Consider the following 24,006-nt stretch of genomic DNA (forward strand, 5'->3'; position numbering starts at 1 on the left):
CCCATTTCTGGAAAACCCGTTCTGATACAGCTGGTTAAGAATTACTTCTTAGTTCATGCCGTATTTTCTAATCTGTGTTTTTCCCTGTTCGGGTTTGTTCTGTTTTTTATTTAAAACTTGCTATTTTTTAATATCTTAGTAAAACTCTTGTTCGTATTCGTTTAAGCGTGTTTCGTGCCTTTAAGCAAGCCGTGTGTAGCACGGTGTGTAGCACGAACGGTCACAATCCAAGGATTCAAATGGGCGTTATCAATAAATTATCAGACACATTTCTACGTAAAGTTTCCGGTAAGCCTTACACCGGAAAATCAGTCATTTCTGATGGTGATGGCTTAGCTGTACGTATTTCAAAAACGGGTGTTATTGGTTGGGTTTTTCGTTACAGATTGGGTGGTCGTGAAACCAACCCTAAGTGGGCAAGCTTGGGTAAGTACCCAGAAACCTCAATCAAACAGGCGAGAGATAAGCGCGATCAATGCCGTGAATGGTTGGATAATGACAAAGATCCAAGTGTCGAGTTAGCACTGGCTAAAGTCGTTCGCAAAGAAGCTGTGACAGTTAAAGAGGCGCTAGAGTATTGGCTGGTGGAATATGCCACTGATAACCGTAAAAATGTTGATAAGCATAGGGCGCAGTTTGCACGGCATTTGTATCCGTACATAGGTAAGTATCCATTAGAAAAAACAACTAAGCCTCAATGGCTAGCTTGTTTTGATCGAATTAGAAAAGGCATACCTAATGAGCAAAGGGCGGCTCCTGTTGCTGCTGGGCAAGTTTTACAAGGGGCTAAGCAAGCGCTGCTGTTTTGCCGTAAGCGGGAATATGCCACCAGCTATGTGATAGACGACTTAACTATCACTGATGTTGGCAGTAAGCAGAAAAAGCGCGATAGGGTACTGACTGAAGCTGAACTGCAAGATGTGATCAATCAAGTCAAAGCCGGTGAGCATCAAGAGTATTACAACAATCTTATCTGGCTGTTGATTATCTTTGGTGCGCGTACACAAGAGGTCCGTTTGTCTTCTTGGGATGAATGGGACTTTGATAAAGGCTTGTGGACAGTCCCTAAAGCTAACAGCAAAACTGACGAGCTAATTATCCGGCCAATACCGCCTAGGTTGTACTCGTGGTTAAAGCAGCTCAAAGCTAAGAACCAGAAGTCAGGCTATCTGCTTGGGCAGTTAAAGAGCCCTGAGTCAGTCAGCGTTTACGGTGGCAAGATTTGGGAAAAGCTACAGCACGAGAAGAAGTGGACCTTGCACGATTTAAGGCGAACCCTTGCGACTCGACTTAATGACTTAGGTATCCCACCTCATATTGTAGAACACCTCTTAGGTCACTCTGTCTTGGGTGTTGCAGGGATCTACAACCGCAGCCACTATATCAATGAGAAAAAGGTAGCGCTTGATAAGTGGCTTGATGAGATACAGGGAGAGTCTGTTGTGGAAGAGGGGAGTTTATCAAATCAAAAAGGGTAATTATCAACTCTTCAGGTTGATGTGTTCTAGTAGAGACTCATAAAAGTTAGATTCTCATTAGAAATGATTACCAGTTTTAATAGGAGTCAATACGTATCACATACACTTGATGTTGATGCTTACAATGCTGAGTGGTAAATAGTATTGGCTCTGTTTGTTATTCACTTTTTGCTTTGTGAACTAACTTTAGTAATTGCTTGTATTTGCTGATGAACTCATTAATACCACTGCCGTCTCTACCTTTATTCCTCCAATATAGTTGGTTAGCTAAAACCTTAGAGGCAAGTGCTTCTAGCTGCTCCTTTTGTTCTTTCGCTATCAAATCTGTGCCTAGAGGTGTTTTCTCTAATGCCAAACGTTCTTTTGTAAAGTCTTCAATGTGTTGTCGCATTGTAAATTTTTGTGACGCTGGATTTTCTTGTTGTTCTGAACAAAAATCTAAAAATTGATTCAACCCGATGTTCGCTTGATTGCAAACAGCCATAATGCTTTCAAAATCTTCGATACTACAAAAGTGTGTCTTATCTAACGATATGGTTTCCCCACATTGTTCTACTATTTTTTTGGTATTATCAGGGCCTAAAATACTTTTTAATCGTTTGCCGAAGCCTAAATAAAAGTCTTGATGAGTGATTATCAATGCGTACTTTTGTCTGTTTTGGTATAGGCTTGGATTAAGGGCTTCAAGTGTTTCAGCGCACTCCGCTGCCTGCTCAATACCTTTTAAGTAACTATCTTTTAACTTGTCTCTGATAACCCTTTGATCTTCGCTTACTAAAATTTTAGCATGCGGCTCTACGCCTTTGGCGTCAATAAACACCACAGCACCATCAGATTGATAAAGAAAATCGACAACTTTAGCTTTAACTCCATTGCTTTGATAAATTTCTTTGATTTCATTTTCAGTGATAAAGCTACAATCATTTTCTTTTAAAACTGTTTCAACATATCTTTCAAATGACACTGTGAATTTTTTACGAAATCCTTGATTATCTGCTGTTTTCAATATCTGGAGAGCAAGTTCACTAATCCCTTCAGTAACAATAGATATATGTGCACATTGTACTGTTCTTTCAGTTAAAAAAATGGGACTCTTCAGCAGTTGAGGTTTGCTGAAGTACTGCTCTGGAGAGCAATTTCCTTTATTATCTATAATCAGTTTTAAATCTACGGGAAGATTACCTATAACACGTAAAACCTTTGCGATCTTAGCTATGTTCCACTCAGGGTAAAAGTGCAAAAGAATATTCTCATATGAAATCTCACACCTATTTTCTTTAAATCCAGCTAATATCCATAATGAAAAAGTAAAAAAGTCTTTTAGTTCTACCCCAGTAACTTTCAGGAAGCTCTGTTTAAAAGGATTAGATTTAGATTTTACGTCCATCAAACTGTAGAGGCGAGATAAAGAAAATAAGTGAAACTCAAAAGCTCGCTGACAGCGCATTTGGCCTATCATAATTTTTCTCAATCCAAGCTCTATAGCGAGTGGACCGTTTAGTTTTACTGCTTCACTTTGTAATAAGTAGATCTGATTTAAAATATTATGAACTTGGCTAGGCTTGGCTGTTTTAGCATTACTTTTAGGTTGTATTTGGTAAAGCCACTCAATAGCAAGAAAGCAAACCCATGGCATTTTCTGGGCTTCTTCATAAATATTATGAGTAGGTGCATGGAGATGGCGTAAAATAGCTTCAAAAACTGATTTTTGATTATAGTTAGATAATCTATCTTGTATTTTTAACGCTTTGTTTCTATAGATCATAAGCCCATCTCAATCCCAAATATTCGAAAACTATTAAAATTAATTTGCACCGACCAATGTTGCGTTATGTCGTTCTTTTATCCAATGCACCATACCATCAGAATTCAGAAGACCATGGCATAATATCGATAGCCAATTATTTTTAGAATTTGTTAATTCATCATTATTATCCAAGCAATCTTCAATAGCTTGCCTTACTTGTGCTTCGGACTGCTGCCTTCTTCTTGGCAATGTCTGAATAACATTTGAAGGTCGATTCTTTAGCTTACCAATTTGACCTTTAAGCCACTTTTCTATACCAGACTTAATCACAATATTTTGAGTGTGATACTTTATCGAGGCTATCTCAGGGTGGGTGGGGTCAACATAAACAATGCCTAAATCAAACCAGCGATAATTGTCGCGATGGGTTATTTTACAACTAAGTAGTCTTTCAGATAAGACATCATCAAAGTAAGGGTGCAAGACTCTGGCTTGAGCTGCTGCATCTCCCTTTAGTGCAGTACCTCGTTTCAAATTGCAGTCACATGCGGGAACCAAATTCTTTGAGAAAATTGCCCATGCTTGGTAATTCGATTTTGGGAGTATATGATCTCGAGTAAAAGGCTTAAAACCGCCACACATAGGGCAAACCTCAGGAGAGGAATCTTTTATTTTATCTAAATAATCTATAGATACAGGTGGTGAGGAGTAATGTTTTAGTAATCCCGATTTCAACTTATTATTGATTAAAGGCATAGAAATTAACCAAGGGTTACCTCCATTGACCTCATAATCATTATACGCCTGAACTATTAGCTGTTTCTGATTCCTAAGCTCAGGATATGAGGTTTCATTCAATCCACTATTCTCAGCTAGATGGTCTAAATGCCTGAAGTCGTTAACCCTAACAGGAGTTAGTTTTTTCATAGCTAAGCCTCTAACCTAGATTTCAAATCCATTAGCGCACCTAATGACAATTCATCACCTAGCTCTTCAGCAACCGAACTAAACTCTCTACCTTTTACTTTCTCAAAGATCTTATCGGTCAATCGATTTTCAATATCCTCTTTAAAAACGAATTGAGATATAGACTCCACATCAGCTCCGAAAGTTCTTAATCTAGGAATCGATATGTCTATAAACCCGTTATCAGATGAAAAGATATGAACCTGTTTACGACCAACCTCCCTTACAAAGTAAGGCGAATGAGTTGCTATAACAGCGAAGGATCCCGTGTGCTCTAGCAGATAATCTAACAACTCAACAAACTCACCAATAAAGTTAGGATGCATATGGGTCTCAGGTTCATCTAAAACAATAAGAGTCCCATTTTCGATATATAAGCAGCATTGCAATGCAAATTGAAAAAATGTTAATTGTCCACTACTTAAAGGATAATATTCATCAGCTACTTTAACTACAGGTTGTTTACAGTTCTTAACTTGCTCGGCAATTTTCAAGTCTTGCTCCGTAAATCCATCTACAAACCTCATTTTTTCAACAGGAATGTAGTATTTGTCCGTTACTTTTAAATATAACGTTTTGATATCAATAGCTTTTGATAGCGCCTCTTTAAATATATCAATACGATAGCTTTTTCTAATATAGCTATCGCTTCTCAAAAGTTGCTCAAACAAGTCGCCTATAGATTTATTGTTCGTAGTTGAAGAACTATTTAGGTCGATTTTGCGGTAAAAAAGCTTTTGACTATTTGCATATTCTCCGGGAAATGTAGCACTTGCCTCCCCAGGACTAACAAGCGCTAATAGCCGGTTTAACATCGGTTGATTTAAGGGGTTATCGTTTGTAGAAATCTTAGTTGTATTAGGTTCAGACCTTCTCAAGAGCGCTCGACATAACTTATTTAAGCTTTGGCTTTTTCCTAATCCATTTTTTCCTATAAGCACACTGATACGGCTTGGTATCAACGCCTTACTATCGAAATAGAAATTAATTTTATGACTATTTTTAAAGTTGTTTAATTGGAACCCTAAGGTAAAAGAGTCTGAAATCGCAGAGTAATTTTCGAATTCAATCCCTCTGATAACTGACTCTGCATTATGAAAAGCAAAGAAAGACTCTGACTTACGCATAAAAGCGCGGCTAAAGACTGCTGATGCAAGCACCTTTTCGTAAAAACCGCTTGGGGATGAGAAATTGTCAGCAACTAGGACGTTGTTTATTGATTTCAAAAGTAATGCTGTATGTTTTACACCTAGGTTTAGAACAACTTTTCTGTACTCTTGCAAGTTCGGGAAATGAGTAAAAAAGACAAAATCTTTACCATAGTTTTGGTACTTCAAGGCTTTATCTATATTACCAAGTAGTTCAAAATACTCTTTATCAATGTCTTCTAAGGCTAGATTTTCATTAACTTCCGGTAAGAAACCAACTAGCAACTCACCTTCTAAAACAGTCTTGCCGTCCCACATACACAACTTGTAGGTCGCATTAATATTGTAGCCAAAATCATTCCAATCATTTGACTGTCTAATTAAGACCTGACCAGCAAGAGGTGAAGCAGAAATCCCTTTACTTTCACAAAATATAACCTCTAACTTTTTATTTTCTTCCATAATTACACCGCCTGTTCGACGATGGCGTCGGTGAGGTGGAGTTGGGTTGTTTGGGCGTCGCTTAAACGGGCTTTGAGTTGGTCGCACAGTGCCATTAGCTCATCGACTTTGGCTACTATGCGGTGTTGCTCTTCGAGTGGTGGTAACGGAAATTCAAATTGCTCAAGCACCTTCTTGCTAAGTCCTTCTATCGCCATACCAACTTGTCGCCCCCATACTAAACGCTGTACTAACGGAGAAATAATTCCCAAATGCAGAAACTGGCTCATTTTAGGTTCTATTAATCGGATAACAGTAACGTGTTGACTGACGTTTGCAGTAATGTGCTCTTCAGGAAATATTGTACAGCGGCCTAAAGATGCCCCTGTTATGTTAAGAAGCACATCATTGGGAAATACATGCGTATTAGACATTTTCTCATGAGTTTCTTTGCTGATGTAGGCAGTATCATCAAGCTTAAGGCCATCACTCCATACGTTTTGAGATCGTAAAAAAATCACTCCCTCATCCACGTATGCACTTTGTCCGCCTCTTGGAGTGCTGCCCGAACCAAGCCTAGAAGTTAAATCCCCGAGTCTTACAAACTCCCAGCCATTCGGTAGTTCAAATGGCTTTTCTTCGTCGGTGATGGCTGGCAGTAGCTTCTGTTTTTTGATTTTCTTGTCGGCTATTAATTGGGCTTTTTCTGCGGTGATACGCTCTAGTAGCTTAGCTGCAGGTTCGTCATTAGAGTTTTGTTCCACCAGCTTGCCCATGACAGCGAGTTGTAGGATGGTTTGCTTTAGCGTGTCGATGCTGGCGCTGGTGGTGAATAGCGTGTCGAAGTGCTCGGCAACACGTTGCCAGCTCTCTATAAAGTTCTGCTCAGAGCTTTCTACCGGCTCAAGGCTGTTAGCATCAGCAGAAGGAAGCAGTAACGCCCCTAGCAAGGTTTCCACTAAGGTTTGGTGTGCAGATATGCTCGTTTCTGTTTTCGCTTCTAGGGCATCACACAAGCTCATCAGCTCATCGACTTTTGCGACGATGCGGTGTTGTTCTTTTAAAGGAGGTAATGCAATTGGACAGGACATTACCTGCACTTTCTTTAAGTTGGATTGCTTTTTACCATCATTATAGCTAAGTAAATATTTGTTACGGTCTAACGCTATCATCAGATAACGCATGTTTAACTCTGGTGATGAAGACAGTCCACAAATTCGCTGATTTAAAGTATATTTATTATCTTCTTCAACGAGATAACATCTCGCTAATGCTCTACCATTAGGGACATCACTCATAACCATAGCAATATCAAAACGACTTAATGGTGTTAAGCGTTCAGTAGTATACTTTTTTATCGTGCCATTGTTTGAAACAAACTTTGAGTTTATCAATACGAAACCTGATGCATCTGTTACGTATTGTTCATGAGCTTTACCATTCAAAAACAATGTGATGTCCTGCAGCTCACACCACTGCCAAAGAGCTGGCAATTCATAATGAAACTCTGATGGTTCAAATACAGATTTATCACGCTTTAAAATAGGTAAACTCTTTTTTCCTATTTTATTACATAGGTAACTTTCTATACGCTCATATAAATATTTAGCAGGCTCATCTTCAGCGTCCTGTGGAACTAGCTTACCGCGCACGGCGAGTTCTAAAATCAGCTCACGCAGCTTTTTGATGCCATGCAATGAAAACTTCTTCGATGAACCACGGCCTGAAGCTGACTTTTGCTCGATGGCGCTGGTCCAGATATCTAGGTTTTCAGTAATTAATTGCTCTGCGCTTTTCTTAGCCGCAACTTTTACATCATGCTCAGCCATTATTTAGCTTCTCCCGCTGGATCTTTTGGAGAAAGGGCGGCAGAAAGAATGCCTTTTAGCTGATCACGTAAGGCTTGAATATCGGCTTGCTGCTTGGCGTAGTCTTGTAATAACTCTTGAGGATCGTGGCTGACCACATCACCTACATGGGGGTTTTTAATATCGAGGTTGTAGTTGCGAGCGATGATGTCATCGATAGACACCTTCCATGCTTGCTCGTTTTCAACTCGTGATGCAAAACCGTCGGCCTCGCTACCCCACCAGCTCAGTTCAGTTGCAAACTCTTCAAACTTCATTGGCTTGGTTTTGTTGTAGTTCTTCACCCCAGCAGGATATGGGTGCTCATAGAACCAAACATCTTTAGTTGCTGTTTTTGCAGAGCCATCCCCTTTAGTGAAGAACAGGATATTCGTTTTGATGCTAGTGTATGGGTTAAATACACCGTTAGGTAAACGCACGATAGTGTGCAGATTACACTCTTCAGTCAGTAGCTTTTTGATTTTGGTTTTAACGCCTTCACCAAATAGGGTGCCGTCTGGCAATACCACAGCTGCGCGGCCTTTCGTTGCTAGAACTTCAATGATTAGCTGTAGGAATAGATCAGCAGTTTCACGGGTTTGCATTTCGCTTGGGAAGTTCTTCTCAATACCGTCTTCTTCGGTGCCGCCAAATGGTGGGTTAGTGATGATGACGTCAACTTGGTCATCCCAGCTTGATAACGGTTTATTGAGGGTGTTGCCGTGCTTAATCTGTACTGGTACTTCAATACCGTGCAGCATCATGTTGGTAGTACACAGTAGGTGCGGCAGCTGCTTCTTCTCAACACCAAAGATTTGTTGCTGCAGAGTCTTGTGGTCTTCGCCTGATTTAACGTAGTTAGTTTTAACGTGGTCAAACGCGCATGCTAAGAAGCCGCCTGTTCCGCAAGCTGGGTCCATAATAGATTCGCCAAGTTTAGGGTCTGTTACCGCGACAATAAACTTAGTGATGGCGCGTGGGGTATAGAACTCGCCCGCATTACCTGCGCTTTGTAAGTCTTTTAAGATCTGCTCGTACAGGTCACCAAACAAGTGACGCTCTTTTGAGTCGGTAAAGTCGATTTCATTGAGCTTGTTGATCACTTGGCGCAGTAGGGTGCCGTTTTTCATGTAGTTAAAGGCATCTGAGAATGCTTCTTTGACTACATAACCACGTGGGTTTTTATCTATCGGCGCAGTGAGGTTTTTAAGCTGCGGGAATAGCTCATCGTTAACAAAGTCCAGTAACTCTTCACCTGTGATGCCTTGGTTGTCTGCAGCCCAATTGCGCCATAGGAACTCTGCTGGGATCGGCTCACGGTAATCGTCTAGTTCAAGTTCTAACTCTTCCTCTTGGGCATCGAACACTTTAAGGAAAAGTAACCAAGACATTTGCCCTAGACGCTGGGCATCACCGTCAACTCCGGCATCTTTACGCATAATATCTTGGATGGATTTAATCGCTGAACTGATAGACATAACAAAGCTACTTTAATTGCTAAATATAATGCCGGGCAGTATAGCAATACCTGCGCTGGTGATCAGTGAGTTAGTTATGATTATTTTGCTGCTCTAGTAGGGCTAGCACCCCTATGGTCGCTGCATATTCTAACGGACTAGAATGTTAGTCATGTCGGGGGCACGGGCTTTAGTTAGCCGGTAGTACAGGTAAGCGGTGATGATGGCATCGATTGTTATTCCTAAGCCAAACATGATGGCGATTTTATCTAGTGATGGAACGAACCAGCCCATTTGATAAGACATAAATGCACTGCCGTAGAAGCCGATGTTTACGATTAAAGACTGGTATAACATTAAGTCTGTTCGGCCTATACCGTAAAAGTAACTATCAATGACATGGTTAAAGGCAAACACAATGTAAAAGCCAAGCATGAGTAACACTAGCTTGGTGACAGCTTGTGACTGGCTAACACCCATAACGTGTTCGATAAAAGGCTGCCATGCAGGCATAGACCCCAGCCAGCCGCATATAAATACCAATACTATGCCCATATAGCTGTTCACCTTACCTTTGCTTAATCCGCCATTATTGGCCGCATCGCGCTTTACTAACTGGCCTAGCGCCAGAATAGGTAATAGTAACCAACCCCAGATAAACTGATTCGCCAACCAAAATACTCCGGCTTGTTGAACCTGATTTACCAGCTGCAAGATCATCACCACAAAAGCGGTGTTGCGTACTAATGACTCTAAGCCTGACTTAGCGCCAACCCTTAGCCAAGTTGTAAGCCATGGTTGCTGATTAAACTGAATGCGGCGTAGCGATAGGCCCTTACTGGTTAAATATAAAATGGCCACGCTAGATAGAACCAAGCTGACGATAATATTGGTCCACGCAATGCCATTAACCCCAAGGTTTAAAGAGAATGGCAGCTGACTGACAAACAGGCTGTCGCATAATAGGGTGAGTAGGGTCTGGATAAGTAATAACTGGTAGATGAGTTTTTGCTTGTTTTTGAGTACGAGCACTAAGCTTGCAAATGAAAATACACTCGACAATAAAATCGCGAGGGACTCTAGGCGAATATAACTGACGGTTTGCTCTATAAGCGCGGCTTGCTGCTGCATAGCTGCAACCATTTGTGGTGCCAGTGTTATTACCGTAATAGTAACTATGGTATAGGCCATGACCACGATAGTAAGCCCTGTCGATAACCTGATATGGTACTTTTTAGGTTCTCGTATCACTTGACCAAATACGAATGCTAGCGGCAAAAGTAGCGCTTCACTAAGCACCTCATAAATTACGTTAAGCCAAGCCACTTGCGCTGCGATACTGAACGCCCATGGATTAGGGATATCGCCTAAAAAATGTATCCGAGTAGTGGAATATATTAACGGGATTAAGCTGGTTAAGACGAGCACCAATAGCAGCTTGAAGTTGATACTTTGATAGCTCTTCAAATAGGCGGTTACAAAGGCTGAAGCTTTGAGGTTTGGTTGCATGTGTATTGGATTCGTAGTGGCAGTTTAGGGTTCTGTTTGGGTTAGAGTTCGTACTAGAGCTAGTGCAGTGACTAACTAACGGATTAGTCACTGCTCATTCTTATAATAATGATTCGGGCTTTAGCATTGAGCCGCTAAGAATAACCCTTATGCTGATTGCTGGTGGAGCTGATAAATCTCAGCTTCCAACTCGCTAATCGCTTGATCGTACTCTTTTTTACCACCAAAGCCTTTTTTAACGATTTCACTGAGACTGCCAATCTCGTTAAAGGGTTGTACTTTGAGCACCTGCATTGATTCAATTTCTTGCACCCCAACATCGGCGTATTTTAACAGTAAATTCTGTAATACTGCTTGGGCTGTGTCAGAGTATTTGGTGAAGTAATTACGCTTTTTAACGTTATTTGCACGTTCTTTACGCGTTAGTGGTGGTTGGTCGTATACCACATGACAGATCATGTCGAAGGGGTCCATCTCTTTGCCAACCTCTTCTTCAAGTGCGGCCCAGATAATGCCTTCTTGTGCGAGCTCATCGATGATGGCTTGTTTACGGTCAGAATCATTCCAGCGCTTTACGAACTCATCGAGAGAGCTGAACTGCTTAGCCATGGTTTTGCGAGTGTAGTCTTTGAAAGACTCGGTAACTAACTTGCCGTCGCTATCGTAATACTGCACACGCTCTGCAACTTTACTAACGCTTACACCCGACACGCGGTATTTGGCTACTTTACGAGTTTCATCGTCTGTCCATTCACCTTCACCAGTTTGACGATCATCGCCATTACCATCGGGTTGATTATTACTGCTATCGCCACCAAGCTCACCATCATCGAATGGATTATCTTCATCACTTGGGTCATCAATCGCATCTGTGCCATCAATGTCAGTATCGTCATCTTCTATATCTGTAGGGGTAACGACTAAGACCTTCTCTGGCGTACCATCAAAGCGCTCATCGGCAAACAGTTCGGTAGCTTTTTTGAAGTCTAAGATGGTGAACCACAACTTGCCGTATCTGTCATCGATACGTGTGCCGCGACCAATGATCTGTTTAAACTTGGTCATTGATTGAATGTTTTGATCCAGTACTACCAGCTTACAGGTTTTAGCATCGACACCTGTGGTCATCAGCTCTGAAGTAGTGGCAATGACAGGATAAGGCTTTTTAGGATTGATGAAGTTATCAAGCTGGGCTTTACCTAGCTCATCATCACCAGTGATTTTCATCACGTACTTATCGTTCTTCGCCATTTGCTCTGGGTTGAGGTTGGCGATAGCACGGCGCATGCGTTCGGCGTGGTCGATGTCGTTACAAAATACAATGGTCTTTGCCATTGGGTCTGTACGTTTTAGGTAGTTGGTTATCGTCTCGGCCACCAGCTGAGTGCGCTCATCAATCACCATGGTGCGGTCAAAGTCTTTTTGATTATAGATCCGGTCTTCTATTACCTCTCCTTGATTATCGACTTGGCCTTTTGTTGGTCGCCAGCCTTGCAGATCAACATCAATATCAACGCGCACTACTTTATAGGGCGCTAAGAAGCCGTCTTCAATACCTTCTTTAAGGGAGTAGGTATAAGCCGGATCGCCAAAGTAGTCTGAGTTTGATACTTCAGTCGTTTCTTTAGGGGTCGCCGTTAAACCTACTTGAGCTGCACTTTTGAAATACTCTAGAATCTCACGCCATGCGCTGTCTTCAGAGGCACTACCGCGATGGCACTCGTCGATAATGATTAAGTCAAAGAAGTCTGGGTCTACTTGCTTAAAGGCTTTCTGGCTCTCTTCTGGGCCAGTTAAGGCTTGATAGAGTGCGAGGTGTATCTCGTATGAAGGGTCAACGGTTCTGCCTGAGACTTTGGTCATTGCGGGACCAAAAGGTTGAAAGTCACCTGTCTTGGTTTGGTCGACTAAGATATTACGGTCGGCTAGGAATAGAATGCGTTTTTTAGCGCGAGACTTCCATAAGCGCCAGATGATCTGAAACGCCGTGTAAGTTTTACCCGTGCCTGTTGCCATAACTAGCAATACACGGTCTTTACCTGATGATATTGCTTCTACGGTTTTGTTGATGGCTTGCAGTTGGTAATAACGAGGGTGCTTGCCGCTACCATCGTCATAGTATTCTTGGTTGATAATCGGCAGCTGTGCTTCAGTATAGCCCTTCCAGACACAATATTTAGCCCAAAGCTCTTGGGGGGATGGGAAGTCTTCAAGACGGATTTCGGATTCTAGGTTGTGTGCTTCAGGCGTTCCTAGTTTTGTCTTATCATGGAAGATAAAACCATCACCGTTAGAGGCGAAGATGAAAGGTACTTCAAGCAAGCGCGCATAATCGAGACCTTGCTGCATGCCTTTGCCTACTTCATGTTTGTTCGCCTTAGCCTCAATCACTGCAAGGGGCATGCTTGGTTTATGGTAAAGCACAATATCAGCAGACTTTACTGTTTTGCGCACACCGAGCTGGCCACGCACAATCACCTTACCATCGCGCAGCTTCACCTCTTGGCGAATTTGCGTCATATCATTCCAGCCCGCATCTTTAATCGCTGGCATGATGAATTTGCTGATGATATCGGTTTCAGTCAGTTTTGCTTTATTGATGCTCATAACCTAACAAGGTCCTTCTAGGAAAGATAACAAACAGTTACGGACAGCTTTGCCCGTTTCGATTGTGTCATAAAGCCTTAAGGAAGCACAGGATTTAGCTCAAGGATTGATAAGGAGAGTGTTTGACTATTTACCTGCCTTAATTACTTGAGTGGATCTTGCAGGTGGCATTGACGTCATAGGTCTTTGTACATTTTCTTCAGTGCTTTTATCTGCTTGTTGAATGCTCTCATTCCCGGGGTTAATCTAGTGCTGCCTGTGTAGAAAGGTCCTTTTTTTCTGTTAGTATTAGCCATTAACTTCATCTGATGATTGAATTCAGCATTGGAACCAATAAGCCTTTGAAAGAAAGGTGTGGGGTATATTGGCGCATGAATGTGGAAGAGTAAGTGTTGGTAGGCATCATCTTTATAGTAATGATCTAACGCTGATTGAATGAGCAATAAAGCTGCTGCGCCATCACGCTCTGCGATGAGGTATTTGCACATTTCTAGCTCAACTCTATATTGGTTAACGAGGTTGAAAACCGTATCTTTTAGTTCACGAGAGTCTAGGTCTATTAATTCAATTAGAGTTAGATAGGCGGTAAGGGCGCCTTCAAGGTCTGAATTTTTGATTTGTTGATAGATTGTTTTATCGCAGTGCCAGGCAAAAACGTTGAGTAAGGCATTAGTACGTAGCGCCATTTTTCCCTCTTTAGTTTTTGCACCAGTAGAGCGTCCACCATGTAGCTTACAGCGGCCATTGGTAATATTTCCATAACGCTGGCAAGGCTTTCCACTTCTGGTTTTAGCACCGCATTTGGGCAAGTTATCAAGGTTAAATCTAGCCATTTTTGTTTCTGCTCCTTTGGATCAATCGAGTGATCACTTTTTGAAATTGCTTCGGTTCATGGGCTTTGTTCTGCATTTTGAAATTTGTCGTTAGCAGTTGATCACTGAAATGCTCACAACACCCCGAGGTTTATTGGTTTTCTGTTGTTTATAGCGGTCTTATGATTTGCTCATTGATGAGCTAAGTGATCCAAAAAAGAGTGATCACTTTTCGGTTCATGGGCTATCAGTCGAGTGATCACTGTTACATGCTGAGTGATCACTTCATTAGCTTGATCATTTATGAGCGAGTCTTTGTAGCGATACTTTGGTTTGGCATCACTTAGAGGGTTATTGGTTAAATGCTTTAAGCTGGTGGGCCTTTCGGCAATACACGCTTTTAGCTGCTGCTCATGAGAAAGCGGATTAAACCAGCCATATTTTGATGGCCGAGTTGTTTGGCTATTGAATTGTGGATTAGTTATTTGGAAATGTTTAAACGCTTGTTTTCGCCTGTTGTTCTCTAAGGTGATTTCTGGGTCCACCAGCATGAGATCTGTAGTTGGGTCGAAGCCTGTTGCCGGAGCGAGCTTGTTGCTTAAAAAGCCTTTAGCTTTGCCATTTAGCTCTTTAGTGTGCTCTTTAGCCAAGTAACTTGAGCGGTAGATGGCACTCTTGAGTGAGGCTTTGTCGCCTCTGTAAGTGATGCAATAAGGGTTTTCAACAAATGACACTGTGCCATTTGCATGCATTTCCCACATTGCTTTAATAAGCGATTGTAATCGGTATGAGTGCTTTATCTTGTGGGCGCTTAGCATGACTTCAAGATGATAATGCTCAATCTCCGATGTGTTCTGCTCTCTGGCGCAATGGTAAATAACCTTGCACTGGTATTGGGTTTCAAGCAATTGCTGTAACTGCTTTAAGAATTTTGTAATTGTTTGATTATCAACAGAGTAATAGCTTGGGTGTAGGTCAATCCTAGCAACCAGCAGTCGCTTGTAATGGCTAAGCATGATCTCGTAATTAGAGATCATGGTATTGACTATGCTTTTACTTAAACACTTATGATCCGGTTTAAAAACATCGTAAGCATGGTTCTTGTAAGCAAACAATGTTGAGTTGTGTTTGGTTATACAAAAGGGCTTTTTACGGGACTTAGCTTTGCTGCTGGGTTTATTTGTCTTTTTAGCCATGGTTAGTTTTTCTAGTTGTTTGCATTACTGCTAGCCTAACGGGGTATATTATTTAATATCCGCCGTAATCCATTATTGGTTTTTGCCTGAACGATGCTGCGTATCTGGGTTCGAGGGCTTTTCAGCTTGTTAATGTTAATTTCATAAGTGGGTCAAAGTGTGTCAGCGGCGAAGCTTGTCTTTTGAGACCCAGCTGACGAACCCAATGAGTTATTTAGGGTATAAAAAAGCAGGCCTGAGCCTGCTTATTGTTTATCACTTAGTAAGCCATTTATGGATGTCTTTGAATCGCCAAAATGAGCGACCATTCTGTATCAGTGCTGGTAATGGGAATTGACCTGACTTAACCCTTCTCCCTAATGTTGAACGACTGATCCCTAAGAGCTTCTGGATTTCAGGTTTCTTGAGCAACCGGTTTTCATCTAAGTACATTGCTAAGTGATCATTTTCTATCTTCGGCATCTTAACTTTCCCTAACTGATAGCTTGGCGTGAGCTGACCCACTCATTGAGCTCTGATAGCAACCATCCGACAGCGGTGCCTTGGGGATATAGTTGGCGACGCTTTGGGAAAAGGCCTTTACGCTCTAGAGTCCAAGCCGTTGTACGTGATATAGAGGTGATACTTTTACGCTCGGCTTCGCGGACGATACGGTCTGTTGAGATAGGGTTTAGTGTTGTCATAGTCACTCTCGTTTAAGTTTGTTCGAGAGTGACTTTACTTACTTTTTTAATCGTGAAATAGAAGGAGTAGGGGGGGGAGGGTAATTAAACTTTTAGCAGGAGGTGTCCATAACACCGAGCAAAATCATCAGAGTCTATAAAGGTCGATCCCTTTATGCTGCGACCAACTTTTTTTGCTTCTTTAGTAGCAAAGACTAGGATTTTTTTATAAAAATCAGTGTATGCCTTACTATCCTTGGATTTTGGATATGGGACATCGTTGTCTTTACAGTAATTATTTATCACCTTTATGAGGGTATGTACTTTGTAGTGTCGATTTTCTTTGAGCATATAGAACTTACTGAACACTTCATACGTAAAGTCTAGAGCTATTTCGTACTCATTATTAAATTTCTCGTACTCATCAAACGAAGCCTGAGCATCAGTAAGTTTGGTGCGTTTTATATATGGGTAATCTTCAAAAAACTGATTAAACTCACCAATTAACTTATATAGCAACATCAAGTTGTACATAAGATATATTTGGTTTTTTTCAAATTCAGTTTGCATTACTTCATCGCTTTTTGCAGCTGATATTATTAACCTATCCAAGCCCTTATTGATTGCAGTTAAACCACTAACGACCTTAAGTTGCCTGCACATTTTGAAGAAGATACTTAAGCTTGCATGCTCTTCTTTATACGGTGAGGGTGAAAAAATCTCTATAGGGGATTGCATTAAAGGTTCTAACACTAAAACTTGCTGTTCAATGGCTGCAATTTCAGAGTAGATAAAATCTATATCGATATCTTGAAAATATGTGTTGATTTCACTGGTTTCAATTTTGAACATGGTGTCAATGTTAATGTATGTGTTTTTATTCATATTTTCGATGCTAGCTAGTAAGGGCTGAGTTGACGTACCTCGATACTTCCTTGTGACTTAGTAGGTTGTGGTTTTCTGCTTTGTGGTATTTTCCCGATGCAAAGATTGTCCGTGTGTAGCATCGTGTGTAGCACGCATAGCAAAACGGGCTTCCCATTTCTGGAAAACCCGTTCTGATACAGCTAGTTAAGAATTGCTTCTTAGTTCATGCCGTATTTTTTTAATTTCTTGCGTAGCGTACCACGGTTGATACCTAGCATGTTGGCGGCGCGAGTCTGGTTGCCACGAGTGTGCTGCATGATGATATCTAGTAGAGGTGCTTCAACTTCACATAACACCATTTCGTAAACTTCTTCAGCTTCTTGGCCGTCCATTTGAGCGAAAAAGTTAGTTACTGCGCGCTTAACTGCGTCACGTAGTAACTGAGGCTTGATAGTGCCGTTAGCGGTTTCGATTTTGCCTACGGTAAGCTGATGAGCTTCTGGTTGAGTTGTCTGATCAAACATTCGTATTCTGCTCTTTATTAATTCTTTACTAATTCATCAAAATAACGTTCCAACATGGAACATTGTTCTTCAACAGTTTCCAGCCGATTAAACTCGGCTCTCAATGGTCTCTGCGCTTCTTGGTCCAGATACCATCCAACATGCTTTCTGGCGATACGTAACCCTTTGTATTCGCCATACAATGCATATAAGTCTTTGAGGTGTTCCAGCATCACTTGACGCTTTTCGTCCACTTCAATTGGCGCTAGCTTATTACCTGTTTCCAGATAATGTTGGATCTCTCTGAATACCCAAGGCCGTCCTTGAGCGCCTCTTCCTATCATCAGGGCATCGGCACCAGTATGGTCAAGCACAAAGCGTGCTTTCTCTGGGGTGCAGATGTCTCCGTTAGCGACAACCGGAATAGAGACATTCTGTTTAATAGCGGCAATGGTGTCGTACTCGGCTTCGCCTTTGTACATACATTGTCTCGTGCGGCCATGTACGGCTAACGAGGCAATACCACAATCTTCTGCTATTTGGGCTATTTGAATACCGTTACGGTGTTCTGGTGCCCAGCCGGTGCGAATTTTCAGTGTAACCGGGACATCCACTGCGGCAACGACAGCTTGCAAAATCGCTTTTACTTGCTCTGGTTGCTGTAGTAGTGCCGATCCAGCCAGCTTCTTATTCACTTTTTTTGCAGGACATCCCATATTGATATCGATGATCTGCGCCCCTTGTTGTACGTTGACAACGGCGGCGTGAGCCATCATATCCGGATCGGCTCCTGCAATTTGTACTGAGCGGATCCCATTCTCACCAGCATGTGTCATACGCTGACGGCTTTTGTCGGTATCCCAAACTTCAGGATTGGACGAAAGCATCTCTGAAACCGCTAAGGCAGCGCCATAACGTAAGCAGAGATTTCGAAAGGGTTGGTCGGTGACTCCTGCCATAGGAGCCACGATCAGCTGATTTTTCAGTTGATAGGGTCCAATCTGCATTTATCATTACACCTTGCGCTTCAAAGGGGCGCTATAGTACGCCTTTTTCAAGCCGGTGAAAAGGTCAATAAATGACCTGGGAGCAACTTTTTTACTTGACTTTTGTGTGCTGTGAAGTCAGTGGCGGCCTTGCGGCCGCTGGCTTTTACCGTTATTTGCGGGTGCCTGTCAAGCGGCTCCAATCTTCTTTGTGAGCAGGCGCGTCCATGTCAAACCATTGGGCGTAATGTTGGCTAATTTCGTCGGCTTGCTCTTTAAGCAAACCCGATAGTGCCAATAAGCCGCCCGGCTTGACTTTTTCGGCGATAAGCGGCGCTAATTCTCTCAGTGGGCCGGCGAGGATATTGGCCACGAGCACGTCCGCTTTTAGGTCAGCTGGCTGATCTTCGGGTAGGAATAGCGCCAGTTTATCGGCAACACCGTTGCGTTCGGCATTGGCTTTAGAGGCATCGATGGCTTGGTAGTCAATATCGATGCCTGTGACTTTTGCTGCGCCAAGTTTCAGCGCGGCTACGGCTAAAATGCCAGAGCCACAGCCAAAGTCGATCACCTCTTTGCCGTTAAGTTGCAGTCCATCTAACCATTCTAAACACAGCGCCGTGGTTGGATGGGTGCCGGTACCAAAGGCTAGGCCTGGGTCGAGCATCACATTCACGGCTTGTGGGTCGGGCACTTCACGCCAGCTAGGGCAGATCCACAGACGTTTGCCAAACTGGATGGGGTGGAAATTGTCCATCCATTCCCGTTCCCAGTCTTTATCTTCAACTTGCTCTACTTTGTGGCTAAAGTCGACGCCTAAGTAAGGCTGCAGCTTGAGCATGTCAACGATAGGGGCTAGATCATAGTCGGCTTCAAACAGCGCCGTCAGTACGGTGTGGCTCCATAGCGGAGTCTCACCTAAATTTGGCTCGTAAATCGGGTTGTCTTTGCCATCTTCATAGGTGATCGACAGGGCACCAAAGTCCATCAGCATATCGCTTAATTGTTCGGCGTGTTGATTGTCGGTATCAATTTTTAACTGGATCCAAGCCATGGGATCTTCTCTCTTAGGTCAATAATGGCGTTATTGTAAACCATGCGGCGGTTAAAGGCAGAGTGATCTGTTATTGATATTTGCGCTCGGTAGAATAAAAGTGCCGATTCAAGCACTTATAACGCTATTTTCGAATGGATTGTTTTGTTTAAATTGGTTGTTTAACTCTATGATTATATTTGGTTAAGTGGTTTGACCTTTGTTTTGTATTTTAAGGTTTGTTTGTGAACTAAGTCAAAAGTTGCTTGCTTGCTGGGTGAGGTAAATCACGCTTTGCTTATTACAGGCGTTTACCCTGCACGCTTGCTGCTATGGTGTAGATCCCGACACTAGGCGTTGAATGATAATGAATCCCAAAAGTATGCAATCTCATCATATCCATTATGCGTCGCTGGGCAGTCCATGGTCTGCCAAGGCGGACAAAATTCAAAGTGCAACTGGCATCATGCTGGGGTGCTTTTTATTGGCTCACCTGCACTTTGAATCCAGTATTTTATTAGGTAAAGAGGCATTTTATCATGTGGTGCAGTTTCTTGAAGGGGGGCTGTTTACCTCGACAGGTCATGGTATGCCGATTGTCACTAAGGTATTTTCGATTTTTATCATGTTAGTGGTCATTGTTCATGCGGCGGTGGCACTGCGGCGTTTTCCGGCGCAGTTGGGCCAGTGGCGCGCCTTAAGGCGCCATATGCAGGGCATTAACCATAAAGACAGTCACGCCTGGTTTTGGCAGTTAGCCACGGGCTTTATTTTGTTTTTCTTAGCGCCAGTGCATATTTTTACCATGATCACTAACCCTGAGATAGGCCCACATCTTTCTGCTGAACGCGTGTATCACGCCAATGCGTGGTTACTGTATGCCTTGTTGCTGCCGGCTGTGGTGATCCACGCCATGATAGGTTTGTATCGAGTGGCATTGAAGTGGGGCTTGACGCTTAATCGTCGTGGGCTGCGTAAGGTTATCAAGATATTGATTATTTATCTTATTAGCATTGGCGTGTTGAGCTTGGTGTCATACCTCATTATTGGCCGTGAGCTGACATTGCCTATCACACCTTTTGTACCTTGATGATGGGTTAGCTTAGGTAGTTTAGCATTTTGTGAAGTATTAGTTAGTGTTTTGATCTGCCTCACGGTTTAGTGACTGTTTGTGAGCGACATTAGGGCTATTGGTTACCAATTTTAAGGCAACCTGATGCCATCGATAAGGGGAAGATATGTCGCTGACTCGTTATAACAATAAATTAAGTGGCTGGCTCGATCTGAGCCAGAGTCTCACCGGTGTCATATTGACCCTGTTTTTATGGACTCACCTGCTGTTAGTGTCCTCTATTTTACTGGGAGGCGATGCGATGACCATGGTGGCCAAAACCATGGAACTGAGCTTTTTAAGTGCCGATGGTCATGGTTATCCTTGGGTAGTATCTATTATCGCCGTAGTGGTGGCTGTGCTGGCCTTGATACACGTGTTGGTGGCGGTGCATAAAATGCCACTTAACTTGGCACAGCAGCGAGCTTTGCGTAAGCAGATGACGGTGATCACTCATGGCGATACTAAGTTATGGGTCTGGCAGGCCATCACGGGCGTGGGGATCTTTTTGTTATTACCAGTACACCTGTGGTTGATTGGTAGTGCCCCCGAGACTATTGGTCCATCCGGCAGCGCCGAGCGCATTTGGAATGATGGTGTGTGGATGGTGTATTTACCATTGCTATTATGTGTCGAGCTTCATGCCGCCATTGGCCTTTATCGAGTCGCCATAAAGTGGGGCGCCGAGAAAGCACTTAATCATCGCGCGCGAATTAAAAAAATAAAAACCATTATAAGTGTTGTGTTTGTGGTGATTGGCATCGCGTCATTGCTCGCCTTTCTTCCCTATGCGAGCCAATAAGTGGTGGTTCAATACCCTGTTAAGGAGCAAGTGTGAAACTGATATATACCGATTCTCTGGTCGTTGGAGCTGGACTCGCGGGGCTAAGGGTGGCAATCGCTTCAAAAGAGCGAGGTTTAGATACTGTTGTATTGTCATTGATCCCAGCTAAACGTTCGCATTCGGCCGCCGCCCAAGGGGGGATGCAGGCAAGCCTTGGCAATACGGTAAAAGGGATGGGCGATGATGAAGATGTCCATTTTCAAGATACGGTAAAAGGATCGGACTGGGGTTGCGATCAAGAGGTCGCGCGTATGTTTGCCCATTGTGCCCCCAAAGCGGTGCGCGAACTGGCAAACTGGGGTGTACCTTGGACGCGGGTAACCAAAGGGCCGCGTGATGTCGTGGTCAATGCCCAAAAGGTCACTATTGAAGAAGCTGAAGAAGCGCATGGGTTAATTAATGCCCGCGACTTTGGCGGCACCAAGAAGTGGCGCACCTGCTATACGGCAGACGGCACGGGTCACTCATTGCTTTATGCTGTCGATAATAAAGCTATTTCATTAGATATCCCCGTTCATGAGCGTATCGAAGCCTTAGCCTTAATTCACGATGGGTCGCGCTGCCACGGTGTGGTCGCTCGCTGCCTGATCACGGGCGAGTTACGTGCCTATATTGCTAAATCGACCACGATTGCCACTGGCGGTTATGGACGAATTTACGAAGTCTCAACGAATGCCATTATCTGCGAAGGCATTGGTCAAGCATTAGCGCTTGAAACCGGTGTGGCCAAGCTGGGTAATATGGAGGCGGTGCAGTTTCATCCCACCGCCATTGTGCCAGTGGGGATTTTAACCACCGAAGGCTGTCGGGGGGACGGTGGCTTACTGCGTGATAAAGATGGCCATCGTTTTATGCCCGATTATGAGCCAGAGAAAAAGGAGCTGGCATCCCGTGATGTGGTATCGCGGCGCATGACTGAGCATATTCGCAAAGGGAAAGGGGTCGATAGCCCGTATGGGCCGCACCTGTGGCTCGATATTACCTTGTTGGGGCGCAAACATGTCGAGACTAACCTGCGCGAAGTCAAAGAGATCTGCGAAAACTTTTTAGGTATCGATCCAGCCAAAGATTGGATCCCAGTGCGCCCGACCCAGCACTATTCGATGGGCGGTATTCGCACCGATGCCACAGGTCAAAGCCCGCAGCTTAAAGGGTTATTTAGCGTGGGCGAGGCGGCGTGTTGGGACATGCACGGCTTTAACCGTTTAGGCGGTAACTCCTTGGCTGAAACCGTGGTAGGAGGCATGATCATAGGTAAATATGTCGCCGATTTTTGTCAGCAAAATACCTTAGAGATTGATACTGCGCTGGTGGAAAAGTTTGTTAATCAGGTACGCGGCGAAATCGATGATTTAGTTGAAGGGCAGGGCAGTGAGTCAGCGTTTGATATTAAGCTTGAGATGCAACGGATTATGATGGACTACGTGGGCATTTTCCGTAATGGTCCCGAGCTGCAAAAAGCGGTGGATGAGTTGCAAGCCTTGTTGCTGCGCTCGCGCAATATCGGCTTAACCTGTAAAAAGCGCCACGCTAACCCTGAATTGGTAGAAGCACTGCGAGTTAAGCGCATGCTTAAAGTGGCGCTCACAGTCGCTTGTGGGGCTGAGGCGCGCACCGAAAGTCGCGGTGCCCACGCCCGTGAAGACTTTCCACAGCGTAATGATAAAGAGTGGCTCAACCGCACGCTATCGAGCTGGCCAAGTGCTGATGCCACGCTACCCGCGCTGGATTATGAACAGTTGGATGTGATGAAAATGGAATTACCACCAGGTTACCGTGGTTACGGAATCAATAATGCGATAGCGCATCCTGATACCGCCAAGCGTGAGCAACAAATTACCGAAATTTTGAGCGGATTAGGTGACAATGCCAATCGCTTTGAGCGGCAGCGGGCTTTGATGCCTTTTGAGGTGCCGCCGTCTTTACAAGAGAAAAATGAGCGCTTGCATGACAAGCCGTTCGACAATCGCCCAGCGGGAGAGCAAAAGTAATGAGTCAGGGTCGTCTATTAACGTTTTCTATCTTTCGCTATGATCCGCAAGAACCTGGCGATAAGCCCAAGATGGTTAAATACCAGCTTGAAGAAGCCCCCGGCATGACGGTATTTATCGCCCTTAATATGCTCAGGGAAAAACAGGATCCCTCGCTGCAGTTTGATTTTGTCTGTCGCGCCGGTATTTGTGGTAGCTGCGCCATGGTGATCAATGGGTATCCCACACTGGCGTGCCGCACCTTAACCAGTAAATACCCTAAAGGTGAGATCACCTTGATGCCGCTGCCCGGCTTTGAATTAATTGGCGATCTGTCGGTCAACACGGGTAAGTTTATGCGCGAACTCGCCGAACGCCTAAAGTTGTGGTTGCATCCAAGGCAAGATGAAATCGATATCCATCGCATCGAGGCGCCAATGGCCCCAGAGGAGGCGGCAAAGCTGTATGAGCTCGATCGCTGCGTTGAGTGCGGTGTGTGTGTGTCTGCCTGTGCCACCAAGCAGATGCGCGACACCTTTGTGGGTGCCGTAGGCATGATGAAAATCGCTCGCTTCGAACTCGACAGTCGTGATGCTCGTAGCGTGGAAGATTTTTACCATGTGATTGGTAATCAAGATGGCGTGTTTGGCTGCATGACCTTACTTGGTTGTCAGGATAACTGCCCGAAAGATTTGCCGCACATGCAACAAATTGCCTATTTACGCCGCAAGATGGCCGGTGCCTTGGTATAGAAACAGCATCTGCTTACCATAAAAAATGCCGCTAATTAGCGGCATTTTTATTCAGTAAAGCTAACTTATC

General features: G+C 43.6%; 19 protein-coding genes. 5 read left to right on the forward strand and 14 right to left on the reverse strand.

Features of this window, described 5'->3' with window-relative positions:
- The first annotated feature begins 239 nt into the window (after positions 1–239).
- A complete protein-coding gene (locus AC5YBX_RS01520) occupies positions 240–1,478 on the forward strand; it encodes a tyrosine-type recombinase/integrase (protein WP_494524251.1) in 1,239 nt (412 codons plus the stop codon).
- 157 nt (positions 1,479–1,635) lie between these two features.
- On the opposite strand, the gene gapS1 is transcribed toward AC5YBX_RS01520, so the two are convergent.
- The 14 genes from gapS1 to prmA all read right to left on the reverse strand — a co-directional run bounded on the left by gapS1 (position 1,636) and on the right by prmA (position 19,280).
- A complete protein-coding gene (gene gapS1 / locus AC5YBX_RS01525) occupies positions 1,636–3,243 on the reverse strand; it encodes a GapS1 family protein (protein WP_494524252.1) in 1,608 nt (535 codons plus the stop codon).
- Between the two features lie 39 nt (positions 3,244–3,282).
- On the reverse strand, positions 3,283–4,152 hold the full coding sequence (locus AC5YBX_RS01530) for an HNH endonuclease (RefSeq protein WP_494524253.1): 870 nt from the start codon (positions 4,150–4,152) through the stop codon (positions 3,283–3,285).
- A gap of 2 nt (positions 4,153–4,154) precedes the next feature.
- Entirely contained in the window at positions 4,155–5,801 is a 1,647-nt protein-coding gene (locus AC5YBX_RS01535) for an AAA family ATPase (RefSeq protein ID WP_494524254.1), read from the reverse strand.
- Between the two features lie 2 nt (positions 5,802–5,803).
- Positions 5,804–7,609, reverse strand: a complete 1,806-nt coding sequence (locus tag AC5YBX_RS01540; protein WP_494524255.1) for a restriction endonuclease subunit S — start codon at positions 7,607–7,609, stop codon at positions 5,804–5,806.
- Complete coding sequence (locus AC5YBX_RS01545; protein WP_494524256.1) at positions 7,609–9,105, reverse strand: N-6 DNA methylase; 1,497 nt, start codon at positions 9,103–9,105, stop codon at positions 7,609–7,611. The genes AC5YBX_RS01540 and AC5YBX_RS01545 overlap by 1 nt, the downstream gene beginning before the upstream one ends.
- Positions 9,106–9,234: 129 nt before the next feature.
- Positions 9,235–10,593: an MATE family Na+-driven efflux transporter gene (locus tag AC5YBX_RS01550; protein WP_494524257.1), complete on the reverse strand. Its 1,359-nt coding sequence runs from the start codon at positions 10,591–10,593 to the stop codon at positions 9,235–9,237.
- A gap of 147 nt (positions 10,594–10,740) precedes the next feature.
- Positions 10,741–13,200: an EcoAI/FtnUII family type I restriction enzme subunit R gene (hsdR, locus tag AC5YBX_RS01555; RefSeq protein ID WP_494524258.1), complete on the reverse strand. Its 2,460-nt coding sequence runs from the start codon at positions 13,198–13,200 to the stop codon at positions 10,741–10,743.
- Positions 13,201–13,376: 176 nt separating this feature from the next.
- Complete coding sequence (locus AC5YBX_RS01560; RefSeq protein WP_494524259.1) at positions 13,377–14,033, reverse strand: HGGxSTG domain-containing protein; 657 nt, start codon at positions 14,031–14,033, stop codon at positions 13,377–13,379.
- Between the two features lie 170 nt (positions 14,034–14,203).
- Positions 14,204–15,208, reverse strand: a complete 1,005-nt coding sequence (locus AC5YBX_RS01565) for a YagK/YfjJ domain-containing protein (protein ID WP_494524260.1) — start codon at positions 15,206–15,208, stop codon at positions 14,204–14,206.
- A gap of 473 nt (positions 15,209–15,681) precedes the next feature.
- Positions 15,682–15,891 (reverse strand): helix-turn-helix transcriptional regulator, encoded by a 210-nt coding sequence (locus tag AC5YBX_RS01570; RefSeq protein ID WP_494524261.1) that lies wholly within the window; start codon positions 15,889–15,891, stop codon positions 15,682–15,684.
- Positions 15,892–15,975: 84 nt separating this feature from the next.
- Positions 15,976–16,755 (reverse strand): hypothetical protein, encoded by a 780-nt coding sequence (locus AC5YBX_RS01575; RefSeq protein ID WP_494524262.1) that lies wholly within the window; start codon positions 16,753–16,755, stop codon positions 15,976–15,978.
- Positions 16,756–16,955: 200 nt separating this feature from the next.
- The gene (gene fis, locus AC5YBX_RS01580) at positions 16,956–17,261 is read right to left on the reverse strand and encodes a DNA-binding transcriptional regulator Fis (RefSeq protein WP_011864135.1); all 306 of its coding nucleotides are present in this window, start codon (positions 17,259–17,261) and stop codon (positions 16,956–16,958) included.
- Positions 17,262–17,278: 17 nt separating this feature from the next.
- Entirely contained in the window at positions 17,279–18,247 is a 969-nt protein-coding gene (gene dusB, locus AC5YBX_RS01585; protein ID WP_475515616.1) for a tRNA dihydrouridine synthase DusB, read from the reverse strand.
- 151 nt (positions 18,248–18,398) lie between these two features.
- Positions 18,399–19,280, reverse strand: a complete 882-nt coding sequence (gene prmA / locus AC5YBX_RS01590) for a 50S ribosomal protein L11 methyltransferase (protein ID WP_475515617.1) — start codon at positions 19,278–19,280, stop codon at positions 18,399–18,401.
- Positions 19,281–19,626: 346 nt separating this feature from the next.
- Here prmA and AC5YBX_RS01595 point away from each other — a divergent pair, with 346 nt between their 5' ends.
- The 4 genes from AC5YBX_RS01595 (at position 19,627) to AC5YBX_RS01610 (ending at position 23,936) form a co-directional block, all read left to right on the forward strand.
- The gene (locus AC5YBX_RS01595; protein WP_475515618.1) at positions 19,627–20,349 is read left to right on the forward strand and encodes a fumarate reductase cytochrome b subunit; all 723 of its coding nucleotides are present in this window, start codon (positions 19,627–19,629) and stop codon (positions 20,347–20,349) included.
- A 148-nt stretch (positions 20,350–20,497) separates the two neighbouring features.
- Positions 20,498–21,172: a fumarate reductase cytochrome b subunit gene (locus AC5YBX_RS01600; protein ID WP_475515619.1), complete on the forward strand. Its 675-nt coding sequence runs from the start codon at positions 20,498–20,500 to the stop codon at positions 21,170–21,172.
- A 32-nt stretch (positions 21,173–21,204) separates the two neighbouring features.
- Positions 21,205–23,205, forward strand: coding sequence for a fumarate reductase flavoprotein subunit (locus tag AC5YBX_RS01605; protein ID WP_475515620.1), 2,001 nt, complete (start codon positions 21,205–21,207; stop codon positions 23,203–23,205).
- The gene (locus tag AC5YBX_RS01610) at positions 23,205–23,936 is read left to right on the forward strand and encodes a fumarate reductase iron-sulfur subunit (protein WP_475515621.1); all 732 of its coding nucleotides are present in this window, start codon (positions 23,205–23,207) and stop codon (positions 23,934–23,936) included. Before AC5YBX_RS01605 ends, AC5YBX_RS01610 begins: the two co-directional genes overlap by 1 nt.
- The last annotated feature ends 70 nt before the right edge of the window (positions 23,937–24,006 follow it).

The organism is Shewanella sp. 492, from assembly GCF_059338445.1.